At 65.9% G+C, this 12968-nt stretch carries 12 protein-coding genes; 8 read left to right on the plus strand and 4 right to left on the minus strand.

The genetic code is table 11. The features are described from left to right. Nucleotides 1-21 precede the first annotated feature (21 nt). Genes ABZ293_RS39330 through ABZ293_RS39340 form a run of 3 tightly spaced genes read right to left on the minus strand, consistent with a single transcriptional unit; the run spans nucleotide 22 to nucleotide 3619 of the window. Nucleotides 22-1275, minus strand: coding sequence for a glycosyltransferase family 4 protein (locus ABZ293_RS39330; RefSeq protein ID WP_355189337.1), 1254 nt, complete (start codon nucleotides 1273-1275; stop codon nucleotides 22-24). Next, entirely contained in the window at nucleotides 1272-2819 is a 1548-nt protein-coding gene (locus ABZ293_RS39335; protein WP_355189339.1) for a glycoside hydrolase family 57 protein, read from the minus strand. The genes ABZ293_RS39330 and ABZ293_RS39335 overlap by 4 nt, the downstream gene beginning before the upstream one ends. Continuing rightward, complete coding sequence (locus tag ABZ293_RS39340; protein ID WP_355189341.1) at nucleotides 2816-3619, minus strand: class I SAM-dependent methyltransferase; 804 nt, start codon at nucleotides 3617-3619, stop codon at nucleotides 2816-2818. The genes ABZ293_RS39335 and ABZ293_RS39340 overlap by 4 nt, the downstream gene beginning before the upstream one ends. Nucleotides 3620-3811: 192 nt before the next feature. On the opposite strand from ABZ293_RS39340, the gene ABZ293_RS39345 reads away from it, so the two are divergent. The 5 genes from ABZ293_RS39345 to ABZ293_RS39365 all read left to right on the plus strand — a co-directional run bounded on the left by ABZ293_RS39345 (nucleotide 3812) and on the right by ABZ293_RS39365 (nucleotide 8261). Further along, complete coding sequence (locus ABZ293_RS39345) at nucleotides 3812-4597, plus strand: electron transfer flavoprotein subunit beta/FixA family protein (RefSeq protein ID WP_355189343.1); 786 nt, start codon at nucleotides 3812-3814, stop codon at nucleotides 4595-4597. 32 nt (nucleotides 4598-4629) lie between these two features. Beyond that, complete coding sequence (locus tag ABZ293_RS39350) at nucleotides 4630-5586, plus strand: electron transfer flavoprotein subunit alpha/FixB family protein (RefSeq protein ID WP_355189345.1); 957 nt, start codon at nucleotides 4630-4632, stop codon at nucleotides 5584-5586. Nucleotides 5587-5803: 217 nt separating this feature from the next. Further along, complete coding sequence (locus tag ABZ293_RS39355) at nucleotides 5804-6424, plus strand: PadR family transcriptional regulator (RefSeq protein ID WP_355189347.1); 621 nt, start codon at nucleotides 5804-5806, stop codon at nucleotides 6422-6424. Nucleotides 6425-6480: 56 nt separating this feature from the next. Further along, the gene (locus ABZ293_RS39360) at nucleotides 6481-7503 is read left to right on the plus strand and encodes an ATP-binding cassette domain-containing protein (RefSeq protein ID WP_355189349.1); all 1023 of its coding nucleotides are present in this window, start codon (nucleotides 6481-6483) and stop codon (nucleotides 7501-7503) included. Next, entirely contained in the window at nucleotides 7500-8261 is a 762-nt protein-coding gene (locus ABZ293_RS39365; RefSeq protein ID WP_355189351.1) for an ABC transporter permease, read from the plus strand. Before ABZ293_RS39360 ends, ABZ293_RS39365 begins: the two co-directional genes overlap by 4 nt. Nucleotides 8262-8321: 60 nt before the next feature. On the opposite strand, the gene ABZ293_RS39370 is transcribed toward ABZ293_RS39365, so the two are convergent. After that, entirely contained in the window at nucleotides 8322-9179 is an 858-nt protein-coding gene (locus ABZ293_RS39370) for a LysR family transcriptional regulator (protein WP_354955793.1), read from the minus strand. 111 nt (nucleotides 9180-9290) lie between these two features. Here ABZ293_RS39370 and ABZ293_RS39375 point away from each other — a divergent pair, with 111 nt between their 5' ends. From ABZ293_RS39375 to ABZ293_RS39385, 3 genes are all read left to right on the plus strand, one after another. Then, nucleotides 9291-10562 (plus strand): NAD(P)/FAD-dependent oxidoreductase, encoded by a 1272-nt coding sequence (locus ABZ293_RS39375; protein ID WP_355189353.1) that lies wholly within the window; start codon nucleotides 9291-9293, stop codon nucleotides 10560-10562. Nucleotides 10563-10586: 24 nt separating this feature from the next. After that, on the plus strand, nucleotides 10587-11087 hold the full coding sequence (locus ABZ293_RS39380) for a hypothetical protein (RefSeq protein WP_355189355.1): 501 nt from the start codon (nucleotides 10587-10589) through the stop codon (nucleotides 11085-11087). A gap of 242 nt (nucleotides 11088-11329) precedes the next feature. Continuing rightward, nucleotides 11330-12868, plus strand: coding sequence for an FAD-dependent monooxygenase (locus ABZ293_RS39385; protein WP_355189357.1), 1539 nt, complete (start codon nucleotides 11330-11332; stop codon nucleotides 12866-12868). Nucleotides 12869-12968: the final 100 nt, after the last annotated feature.

The raw sequence follows: 12968 nt of genomic DNA on the forward strand, positions 1-12968 counted from the left end.
TTGCCGAGGGCAGCCGGAAGCCTACTTCGGATCGCGCTCCGGGAGGGGGCGTTCGATAATGGTCGGGCGGCCGAGTGGATTGCGGACGCGGCGTTTGGCCGAGGAGTAGACCAGGGCGGTTTCGGCGGCGACCACATCCCAGGCGAAGTCGGCGGTGAGGCGTTCGCGGGCCGCGTAGGCGCGGTCCTGGGTAGCGGCCGGATCGTCGAGGGTGGCGCGCACGGCCTCGACAATGCCCTCGACATCCGCGGGTTCGAAGGATGCGCCGGTGACGCCGTCGATAACGGCCTCGCCGAGTCCGCCAGCGGTGGAGGTGATCAGCGGGGTGCCCGCTGCGGCGGCCTCGAGGGCAACGATGCCGAAGGGTTCGTAGCGGCTGGGCAGCACGATGGCGTCGGCGCCGTGCAGCCAGCCGAGCAGTTCCTCGTGACCGAGCTGCCCCACGAAGTTGACCGCGCGCGCGACCCGGTGCACGCGGGCGCGCTCGCGCAGCCATTCGAACTGGGTGCCGATGCCCGCGATGGTCAGCGTGGTGCCGGGGTGGGCGCGGCGGATGCGTGGCAGCGCGGCGATCGCGTCCTGCACACCCTTTTCGTACTCGAGCCGACCCACATAGAGCAGGCGCGGCGGACCGGTGCGCGGGGCGCGCGGCCGAAAGGTCCACGCGCCGACATCGATTCCATTGCGGATCACCGTCATCGGAATGCGCTCGGGTCCGTAGAGGCGTTCCACCTCGTCCTGCATCGAGGTCGAGCAGGTGATCAGCGCGTCGGATTCATTGGCGAGCCACCACTCGACCGAATGCACCTGCTTATTGACCCGGCCCGAGACCCAGCCGCTGTGCCGCCCGGCCTCGGTGGCGTGAATGGTCGATACGAGTGGCACATCGTAGTACTCGGCGAGTGCGATCGACGGGTGCGCGACCAGCCAGTCGTGGGCATGGACGACATCCGGAATCCAGCCGTCGCCGATACCGGGTTTGCCGAGCGCGACACCGGCACGCACCATCGCGTGGCCCATGGCCAGCGTCCAGGCCAGCATGTCCTCGCCGAAGTCGAAGCACGGCGGATCCTCCGCGACCGCGACCACCAGCACGCCTTCGGCGATGAAGGAGTGGGTGGGGTGGGTCGAGGAGTCGGTGCCGGAGGGGCGGCGGGCGAGCACGACCACTTCATGGCCCGCCGTCGCCAATTCGACCGCCAGGTGATGCACATGGCGACCCAGCCCACCGACCACTACCGGTGGGTACTCCCACGACACCATCAAGATCTTCATGAATGTCCTTCTCGAGCGGAGTCTCGGTCCGCGATCGCCAGCCGTCGTGCGTCCAAACTCGGGAAGAAGCCGTCGGCCGCCCCCCATCCTGCCGCCAACTGGTGCGCTTTGGCGACTTGACCCGCGCCGACGGCGGCCGCGATTTCCCGTACCGCATGCGCGTGCCGGTGCGCGCGATCGCGTGCGTAACCCGCCGCGGAGTCCTTGCTGACCATGAAGGCCCAGTCGCTGGAGACGGTGAGAATGGCCTCGCGCAACAGCTGATCGGCAACCGGATCGCGCAGTGCGACACCGCCGTCCGCGGCCCGCATCTTGTCCACCGTATCGAGGGCGAGGCGCACGATTTCGTCATTGAGTTCCACCAGGTCCTTGACCTGGTCACCGGCCCAGACCCGCCAGTCCTTACCCGAACCCCAGGACGAATCGGCCAATGGCACCGGTTCTCCGACGAATCCGCCCGCGCGTGCATCGGCCAAGGTCCCGACCGTGACGCCCGCATCGGGCAGGGCCCGCAACACCTGGGCCAGCCACTGCGGACCCTCATGCCACCAGTGCCCGAAGAGTTCGGTATCGAAGGCGGCGACCACCAGGGCCGGACGGCCGATGCGCGCGGATTCGGCGATCAGGCGCTCGCGCACGGTTTGCACGAAATCCTCGACATCGCGGACCACCGCCGCGGCTGCCAACTCCGGGTCATAGGGCGCCTTGTCCGGACCGGCCACGGTTTTGCCGGTGACCCGGGCCGGCTTGAGACCTGTCGCGTGGTCATAGTGATGAAAGTCACGGTAGGCGCTCTGGCCCGGATAGCCGGATTTGGGCGACCAAACCCGATAGCTCACATGCAGATCCCGCCCGAAGGCCACCACGTCCGATTCGCGGACCGGGCGGCCCAGGGTGGTGTCGCCGCGCAGTGCGGGGCCGTCGACCATGAAATGAGTCACACCCGCGGTGGCGTATTCGAGTTCCATGCCGGGGGTGTAACCACATTCGGGTGCCCAGATTCCGGCGGGGGTATGGCCCCAGCGATGCTGGGCGTCGGACAGGCCCTCGCTCAGCTGGAAGGCGCGCAGTCGCGGATCGAGCAGCGGCTGGAACGGGTGCGCGAGCGGACCGCCGAGCAGTTCGATGGCTTCGGCGTCGATGAGCTGACGCCATACCGGGGCCGCGCCGTGACGCCAATGCCGTTCGAATTCCGCCAGCGCCGCAGTGGCCAGCCGATGTTCGTGTCTGCCGAGTGCGATATTGCCCGCCAGCGCAGCCTCGTCGGCGCGCAACTGCCAGTTGCCGAGCCAATGGTGCATGCCGGCAAGACAGTGTGGGTCGTCCAGCTGGGCGGCCAGCACCGGCGTGATGCCGAGGCTGAGCAGATGTGAACGGCCTTCCGCGGCAAGGGTTCTCAGCGCCTCGACAACGGGAAGGTAAGAGGCGGCCCAGGATTGGTAGAGCCATTCCTCGCCGACCGGCCAGCGGCCGTGGTGCGCCAGCCAGGGCAGATGGGAATGCAGGACCAGGGTGAACTGGCCGGGAACAGCCTTACTGGTCACGGCTTCACCGCGATGGCGACCAGATCGAGGCTCGCATCGATCTCCTCGGTGCGCAGTGCGAAATCGTCGATGCTGACCGCGGCGACGTCGGCGGTCAGCTCGGCGGGCCACGGCTCACCGGCCAGCGCGCGCTCGATCTGGGCATCGATGAACGAGCCACCGTGCTTGGCGTCCAATGCTTTCAGGGTCGGGCCGTGGTGCACACCGGTCATCAGCGTGACCCGGAAACCGGCGTCGACCAGCAGTTCGGTGAGTTCGTCGGCATTGAGTTCCCGGGTGTGGAACGGGTTGAGCGGGGTATCGCGGCCGGGGGAGAAGGTGATCCGGTTGGGCGTGCTGATCAGCAGTTCGCCGCCGGGACGCAGCACCCGCAGGCATTCCCGAATGAACTGGCCCTGGTCCCAAAGGTGTTCGATCACTTGGAAATTCACCACGACATCGACCGATTCGGCATCGAGCGGCAGTTCGGCGAGATTGCCCTGGATCATCTCGACGCGCGGGTAGCGCGCGCGTACATGCGCGACGGCGCTGGTGTCGTAGTCCAAGCCGATCACCCTGGTGGCCACGTCGGCGATCATGTTCGCGCCGTAACCCTCACCGGATCCGGCCTCCAGCACCGTCTTTCCCGTGCAATGTTCGAGCAGTCGCGCGTAGACGATCTCGTGCCGACGGAACCAGTAGTTCTCCTCGGCGATGCCGGGTACGGTCCGCTCGCCGGTCAGCGGCAACGGCTCCACGGCCGACTCGGGAGTAATGCCCGGAGTGGGGCCCACTGCGGCAGGGATCACAGCCTCGCTCATCGCTCCGACGTTACTGGTACGGCGGCCGCACATTATCGCCAGGACCACCGTTGTGAGAGAGAAGCGACTAAGTTACCCATGAGTAACTTAACGTAGGGTAGTGTCACGCCCTGAGCTACAAACAAGGACGTACGGCCGAGCTCGTGCGACCACCACACACGTGTAACCAGAACAGGAGGTCGACGAAGACCGATGCCGAACATCGTCGTACTCATCAAGCAGGTTCCCGACACCTGGTCCGAGCGCAAGCTGACCGACGGTGACTTCACCCTCGACCGCGAGGCCGCCGACGCTGTCCTCGACGAGATCAACGAGCGTGCCGTCGAAGAGGCGCTGCTGATCAAGGAGGCCCAGGGCGGCGAGGTCACCGTACTGGCCGCCGGTCCGGACCGGGCCACCGAGGCCATCCGCAAGGCGCTGTCCATGGGTGCCGACAAGGCCATCCACATCAACGATCCGGCCATTCACGGCTCCGACGCCGTGCAGACCGCGTGGGTGCTGGCCAGCGCGCTCGGCCAGGTCGAGGGTGTCGAGCTGGTCATCGCGGGCAATGAGGCCACCGACGGTCGCTCCGGTGCGGTGCCCGCGATCATCGCCGAATACCTGGGCCTGCCGCAGCTGACCCACCTGCGCAAGCTGACCGTCGACGGCAGCAAGGTCACCGGCGAGCGGGAGACCGACGAGGGCGTGTTCAAGCTGGAGGCCACCCTCCCGGCCATCGTCAGCGTCACCGAGAAGATCAACGAGCCGCGCTTCCCGTCCTTCAAGGGCATCATGGCCGCGAAGAAGAAGGAAGTGCAGACCTTCACGCTGGCCGACCTGGGCGTCGACCCGTCGACCGTCGGTGTCGCCAACGCGGGCACCGCCGTCACCGCGGCCACCCCGAAGCCCCCGCGCACCGCGGGCGAGAAGATCGCGGACGAGGGCGACGGCGGCACCAAGATCGCCGCGTACCTGGTCGGTCAGAAGATCATCTGATCCCGCCCGAGACTGCTTAGGAGAGAACACAAATGGCAGAAGTACTTGTGCTCGTCGAGCACGCCGACGGTGCGATCAAGAAGGTCAGCACCGAACTGCTCACGGCCGCGAGCGCACTCGGTGAGCCCGCCGCCGTCGTGACCGGCCCGGCCGGTACCGGTGAGAAGCTGGCCGACGCACTGGCCGCCGCCGGTGCCGCGAAGATCTACATCGCCGAATCCGACGATGTGGACAACTTCCTGGTGACCCCGAAGGTCGACGTGCTCGCCGGTCTGGTCGAGTCGGTCGCCCCGGCCGCCGTGATCGTCGCCGCCACCGCCGAGGGCAAGGAGGTGTCGGGCCGCCTCGCCGCGCGCATCGGCTCCGGCCTGCTCGTCGATGTCATCGACATCAAGTCCGACGGCTCGGTCGTGCACTCCATCTTCGGTGGCGCGTTCACCGTCGATGCCAAGGCCACCGGCGACGTGCCGGTGATCTCGGTGCGCCCCGGCGCCATCGAAGCCGCGGCCGCGGCCGGTGCGGGTGAGAAGGTGACCGTCGAGGTGCCCGCGCAGGAAGACGGCGTCGTGAAGGTGATCTCCCGCGAGCCGATCGTCGGTGGCGACCGTCCGGAGCTCACCGAGGCGAGCATTGTCGTCTCCGGTGGTCGCGGTGTCGGTTCCGCCGACAACTTCGCGGTCGTCGAGGCGCTGGCCGATTCGCTCGGTGCCGCCGTCGGCGCCTCGCGTGCCGCCGTCGACTCGGGCTACTACCCGGGCCAGTTCCAGGTCGGTCAGACCGGTAAGACGGTCTCCCCGCAGCTCTACATCGCCCTCGGCATCTCCGGCGCCATCCAGCACCGGGCGGGCATGCAGACCTCGAAGACCATCGTCGCGGTCAACAAGGACGAAGAGGCCCCGATCTTCGAGATCGCGGACTACGGCATCGTCGGCGACCTGTTCAATGTCGCCCCGCAGCTGACCGAGGCGGTCAAGGCGCACAAGGGCTAGGCTCCCCCGCTTCTCCGCGTATTCAGTAGGGCCGGTCGGCCGCGGTGTGAGTCGCGTTCCCGGCCTGCGGGATATCGGTTGGCTTGGTTGGCCGGTGCCCGGTGAGTTACCCCTGACTCGCCAAATCTGTTGTTGCGTAATGCAGTAACAGATTTGGCGAGTCTTTTGCGTTCTCGGGTAAACGTGGACCGCCGCGTGCATGCGATAACCTGCGGATATGGCTGTTCCTACGACTCGGATGCTGGTGCTCGCCGTGGTGCGGCTGCTGGCGCCGGTGCACGGTTATGACGTTCGGCGTGAGTTGTTGTCCTGGCGTGCGGACAATTGGGCGAATGTGAAGCCGGGGTCGGTTTACGGCGCGCTGAATACACTGCAGCGCGAGGGGCTCATCGCGGTCGAGGATGTCGGGCAGGACGGCGCGCGGCCGGAGCGCACGACGTATCGACTCACCGCCGAGGGGGAGAAGGTGTTCGCGCAGATGCTGCGTGAAGCACTGTGGGATGTCGATCAGCCGAAGCATCCGTATGCTGCGGCAGTCGCGCTGCTGCCGCAGGCGCCCCGGGACGAAGTCATAGCGGCGTTGCGTAGTCGGATCAAGAGATTCGAGGCCGAACTCGAGCAGTTCGATCGGGAGGAGCGCCGCGTCATGGCCGGTAGCGGCGATCCGGCGGAGACCGAACCGCATCATGTCGCCGACGCGATCCGGTTGGCCTCCGAACACATCCGGGCCGATCTGCGGTGGTCGCAAAAAACGTTGGAGCGCATCGAGAGTGGCGAGTTGGAGGTCTGGGAGCGGTTCCCGACGCGGGTGGACGGCCGGAGCGCCATCATCGATTGATCAAGTCTGAATAGTAAAGCTTGACTATTTGGTCGATCGTTTCTACCGTTGTTCAGGTGGAAACGATCGACTCCGTTCGCGATCGCACCCGCACCTCGGTCATCCGGGTGCGCGGGCTGGCGCGAACGTTTGAAACCAAAAGCGGCCCCGTCCAAGCGGTCACGGGCGTCGACTTCGATGTGTACGAGGGTGAGATCCTGGGTCTGCTCGGCCCCAATGGCGCGGGTAAGACCACGACGTTGCGGATGCTCAGCACCCTCATCGCCCCGACCGCGGGCGAGGCCGTCATCTCCGGCGCGGAGCTACAGGCCGAGCAGCGGACCGTGCGTTCGCGCATCGGCTACGTCGCCCAGGGCGGAATGACCAACGACGATGCCCTGGTCATCGACGAATTGGTGCTACAGGCCAGGCTTTTCGGGTTGAGCAAGGCGCAGGCCGGGCACAATGCGGAAGAGCTGCTGGTGGCGCTCGACCTGAACGGACTCGGTGGGCGCAAATGCGGCCAGCTCTCCGGGGGCCAGCGCCGCCGGGTGGATATCGCTCTCGGCCTGGTGCACGGACCGAACCTCATCTACCTCGACGAGCCGACCAGCGGCCTCGATCCGCAGAGCCGGGCCAATCTGTGGGAGCACATCGAGCGCCTGCGGACGCGGGGCACCACGGTCGTGCTCACCACCCACTACCTGGACGAGGCCGACGCGCTGTGCGACCGCCTGCTGATCATGGACCACGGCGGCATCGTCGCCGAGGGCTCGCCCGACGAACTCAAGCGGAGCATCTCCGGTGATGTGGTGAGCTTCGAAATAGCTAACGGCCATGTCGATCTCGCGCTCGAAGTCGCACAATCGGTGCTCCAGGTGCGCTCGGTGGTGCGCTCGGCGGATATCGGCGCCGACCGGATCGGTACGGGGCTGGTGCATCTCACGGTGGATCGCGGCGATACCGCCGTCGTCCCCCTACTGCGTGCCATGGACGAGCGCGGTCTCGTGCCCGGTGCGCTCACTGTCAAACGTCCCAGCCTCGACGATGTCTTCCTCACCATTACGGGGCGTTCGCTGCGGGAGGCGAGTCACTCATGAGGTTCATGCGCGAGACCGGGCTGATCTTCTGGTCCCAGTTGCGGGCCAATCTGCGAAATCCGGTGTGGGTCTTGATCGGTCTGTCCCAGCCGGTGTTGTATCTGGTGCTGTTCGGGCCGCTGGTCAAGGGGATCGCGCCGGCGCTGGGGTCGGATTCCGACCCGTGGGCGTTGCTCACACCGGCGCTGGTCATCCAGACCGGACTGTTCGGCGCGATCTATGTCGGGTTCGGCATCGTTGCGGAGTTGCGCGCGGGTGTCGTCGAACGACAGCGGGTCACTCCGGCGAGCCGCGGTGCACTGCTGACCGGACGGGTGCTCAAGGATATGGTCGTGCTGGTCGTGCAGGCGCTGGTACTCGTGGGAGTTGCCATGGCGGCCTTCGGAGTTCGGCCGGATCCGCTCGGACTGGTGCTGTCGGTGCTGTTGATCGCGGTGATGGCCGCCGGTCTGGCCGCGGCATCGTATGCGCTCGGGCTGTGGGCAAAGTCCGAGGACGTGCTCGCCTCGATGCTCAATAGCCTCGCGGTGCCGCTGATGCTGCTCTCGGGCATCCTGCTGCCGCTGAGCGTCGGGCCGGGCTGGCTGCGCACCATCGGGAAGGTGAATCCGTTCTCGCACACTGTCGATGCGGCCAGGGCGCTGTTCCGCGGTGACTTCGGTGCCTCCGAGGTGTACCTCGGGACCGGGCTCACCCTGGTGGTCGCGGCGGTGGCGATGGTGATCGGCGCGCGCGGCTTCACCCGCGAAAACGCTTGACCTGTGGGCAGATCGACCGGCAGGCGCACGAGATCCGCTACCGCGATGCGGCAGCGGATCTCAGCGTCGGTGCAGGCCGGACAGCAGGGTGGTCAGAATCGGGGAGCGGCGGGTGTCGCTGCGCAGCACCGCCGAGACCGGAATCCGCAGTCGGTGTTCGGCCAGTCGCAATACCACCAGGCCCTCGGTCGGGCTGTCGGCGTAGAGCACCGTCCAGGCGTCGGGTCGGTTGATCAGCTCCATGGTCGCGGTGTGGTCCGGCGGAATCGGCGGACCGAAGGTCGGGCCGGCGGCCAGATCGGCGAAGGCGGCGCGGATCACGGTGTGCAGCAGGACCTGTTCCTGCTCGGGCGGGAGCAGTAGGGGGTAGGGGCTCAGATCCGCCAGCGTCACCTGTTCCCGGATGGCCAGCGGATGGGCGGCCGAGGTAGCGATGACGAGGTCCTCGACCCACAGCTTCTCCACGGCGAGACCGGGCTCTTCGACGCTGCCGCGAATGAGTGCGAGATCGCAGTCGCCGTCGGCCACCGCGGTGATCCGCTGACGGAACGGTTTGATGACGAATTCGATTTCGGCATCCGGATGCGCGGCACGCGCACCGGCGATCGCGGACAGGGATCGGGTCGCGAAGGACATGTTGGCGGCCAGCCGGATCCGGTGACCGGAGGTGCGCACGGTCGCCCGGATGGCCGATTCCAGGCTCAGCATCTGTTTAGCCAGCGGAAGTAGCCGCATGGTCGCGTCGGTCGGCACGACGGCCCTGGTCGAACGCTCGAAGAGGGCCACCCCGAGGTCGCGTTCCAGTCGGGCGATCTGATGGCTGATCGCCGATTGCGAGATATAACAGCGGGCCGCGGCCCTGCTGAAACTCAGCTCCTCGCATACCGCGACGAAGTAGGCGAGCTGGCGAAGCTCCACGTCATCCTCAATTCATGAGCGATCCAGATAAGAGTCATCTCTATTATGCGCCTGAACACCTGAAATATCTGCGGTTCGAATGACGGTTGGTAATGAGAGAAGGAGGCTGTCATGGAAGACGCAGATGTTGTCATCATTGGATCGGGATTCGGGGGGCTTGCCGCCGCAAAGCAGCTGGCCAAATCGGGTATCAAGTACGTTCTCATCTCGAGCACTCCCGAGCATCTCTTCCAGCCATTGCTCTATCAGGTCGCGACAGGTGTGCTGGCCTCCGGCGAGATCGCGCCGCCGATCGCCTCGGTGCTGCGCAGGCATAAGGAAGCCGACGTCCGGCTCGGCAAGGTGGTCGCCATTGATGCCGACAACGCGGTGATCACCTATGAGCACGAGGGTGAGCACACCCAGATCCGCTACGGCTCGCTGATCGCCGCCACCGGCGCCTCGCAGTCGTACTTCGGCCGCGACGACTTCGCCGATAAGACGTTCTCGCTCAAGACCATCGACGACGCCAAGCTGTTGCGCGCACAGATCGAGCGCGTCTTCGCCGAGGCGGCTGGCGCGGATGAGGAGACCCGCCAGCGGCTGCTGAGCTTTGTCGTGGTCGGTGCGGGCGCGACCGGTGTCGAGGTCGCCGGGCAGCTGAAGGAACTCGCGAAACGGTATTACCACCAAGAGGTTTCGGTGACGCTGGTCGAGGGCGCCGGCGAGGTACTGCCGCCCTTCGGTGGCGGGCTGTCGGAGTACGCGAAGGGATCGCTGACCAAGAGCGGTGTCGAGGTGCTGCTCGGCACCTTCGTTACCGATATCGAACTCGGCAAGGTGACCGTCAAGGGTAAGGACGGCGTCGAGCGCCGGATCGCCGCCGAGACCGTCGTATGGTCGGCGGGTGTGCAGGCGGGCGGGTTCGCGAAGCTCTTGGCGGAGGCCACCGGCTGCGAAACCGACCGGGCCGGAAGGCTTTTGATCAATCCCGACCTGACCGTAGGCGGGCACGCCGATATCTACGCCATCGGCGATATGACCTCGCTCAACGGCTACCCGGGACAGTCGCCGGTCGCCATGCAGGAGGGCAGGCACGCCGCCGACATCATTCGCCGCAAGAAGTTGCCCGGCACCGCCTTCCGATACTGGGACAAGGGCAGCATGGCGGTGATCAGCCGCTTCAGCGCGGTGGTGAAGCTCAACGAGCACATCACCTTCCGTGGGGTGATCGCCTGGACCATGTGGCTCGCGGTGCATCTGCTGTACCTGGTCGGATTCCGCAATCGCTTCGCCGCGGTGGCCTCGTGGTTGGTCGCCTTCATCGGCAGCGGACGTCCCGGCTTCGATGAGGTGGATGCGGCGCGGGAGCCGGCGCGTCTGCCCGAACGCGACGCCGCCTGATCTGCTCGAAACCGCGCCGGGTCGATGCGGCCCGGCGCGGTTCTGCGTCTTCGGGGTGGCACCGTAACGAAGTTCCATTTGCTTTGCGGCCAGGCTCGGACCGGTCCGTTTTTGCTCGACGACGGGACATTCAAGCCGACGGTACCCATCGCAGCCGGCATCGGCATTACACCGATGCGTGCCATGCTGCAAGATCATCTCACTCGTGGCGAATCCGCACCTCCACTCTGGCTGTTCTACTGTGCGAAAAGTAGTGCGAACCAGGCTTTTCGCGCCGCCCATGACGATCTGTTCGCCACCCGTGACGGTCTGCAGATCAGGCGCTTCTTCAGCCGTCCCGGCCAGGCCGACCCCCTCGGGACCGACTACCACCATCCCGGTCGGATCTCCGCGGAAGCGGTGATCGAGACGGTCGCCGGTCGTGGCCGATTGGGTTGCCGCAGAAGCCGACTCGACCCTCGACCTCGTCGGGGATGCGGTGTCACCCTACCCAGCGATTGCCGCTCCGGCGTGCGCTCCACCTGACGAACGGCGGTCATCCGCGTCGGCTCACTCACCAGACATCCGCAGCGACAGGCCACGATACGGCTCTGCTGTGCGTGGCCAAGCCGTGTACCTCTGAAGTGGTCGTCGATGCCTGACCGGATCCTCCGGCCGCGCTGCACCGAAGAATCTTGATCATTGATCAACGCCCCTGATGTGATGTAGCGTAGTCCGCAGTTCACTTGATCATTGATCAAGTGAGTAAACGCACGAGGGAGAGTCCTATGTCGGATGTTGTTGTCGTCGGTGCCGGTCCGGTCGGGCTCTGGGTGGCCGCCGAACTCAAACTCAACGGGGTGGACGTCGAGGTGCTGGAGGCGGCATCCGCGCGTGATCCGCGGTCGCGGGCTGTCGGTATGTCCGCGGGAACGGTCGAGACTTTGGCGACTCGCGGTATTGCCCAACGATTCATCGATGCGGGAGTCCCGATCGGCACCGTTCACTTCGGAGCCTCATCCACCCGCCTGCAGCTCGACGTGCTCGGAATCCGTCACCCGTTTTCGCTGTGCATCCCGCAGGCGGCGACCGAATCGCTGCTGGAGGACTATTGCACGCAGTTGGGAGTGCCCATCCGGCATGGGCAGGAGGTCATCGGACTCGACCAAGACGACGAGTCCGTGGTTCTGCGTACGACCGATATTGCGGGATTCAGTAGCGAATTCGTTGTCCCGTGGGTGATCGGCTGCGACGGCACCCGGTCCGTGACACGGCGAGCGGCCGGCATCGAGTTCCCCGGTAGCGATGGCACTCACACCGGCTGGTTGGCCGATGTACAGGTCGAGCGTGAACCTGCCGGTCCCTTGGGGTGTGTCACGGCGAACGGATCGTGCCTGATGCAGGCGATCGGTGACGGGCTCTACCGGATCGCAGGGATGGACACCGCCACCATGCATCTGCCGCCCGAGCACCCGCCCACCCTGGACCAGGTTCGTAACTGGGCGGTCGAAGCGTTCGGTGACGACTATGGCATGCACTCGCCACTGTGGATCTCCCGCTACGGCAACGCGACCCGGCTCGCCGACAACTATCGCAAGGGACGCGTTCTGGTCGCAGGTGATGCCGCTCACCAGTTCTTCCCCGCTGGCGGCCAAGGCATGAATACCGGTATTCAGGACGCCACCAATCTCGGCTGGAAACTGGCTGCCACCATTTCCGGCGACGCAGCCGCCGGACTGCTGGATACGTATAATGACGAACGCCGTTTCGCCGCAACGGAAATCATCCGCAACACCAACGCGCAGCTGGCGCTGTTCTCGGCCCGCATCCCGTCGGAGATCGCGCTGCGTGAAGTGTTCTCCGAAGCGATCGCGCATCCCGACATCAATGCGCGCTGGGCGCATCGGGTCACTGGGTTCGCCGATCCGGTCCCGATCGATAGCCGTTACCACGGTCACGAATTGCTCGGTACCCGAGTTACTCACCTGGTGTTGGACAACAATCCCGACACCCTACACACGATGATGGCCGCCAACCGGTTCCTGCTCATCGACCTGGAGACAGACCGACGGCGGGGATCGGGGGACGCACTCGCGGTGGCACATCCACGGCTCGACATCTACCGCGGCCCCGTCGAAATCATGCATCCGAAGTGGAACAACGTCGCAGCGGTTCTCGTGCGTCCTGATGCCCGCGTGGCCTGGGTGGGGCCGATCGGGCACTCACCTGCGGATCTCCGATCGGGAGTCGAACAAGCAATGGCCACCTGGATCGCCGACCACACCGCTACGGGCACTGTCGATTCGGCGTCTGCGGCGCACACCTGAATGCAGTGCATTACCTTTTGGCCCGTCGACAGTATCCTGCGGAAAACTGTCACCACACCCCGATCAGCCTCTGGTTTTGCGGCGGCGGTTTCATCTGCGG

The sequence above is a fragment of the Nocardia sp. NPDC005998 genome, from assembly GCF_040614395.1.
In the GTDB taxonomy this organism is placed as follows: domain Bacteria; phylum Actinomycetota; class Actinomycetes; order Mycobacteriales; family Mycobacteriaceae; genus Nocardia.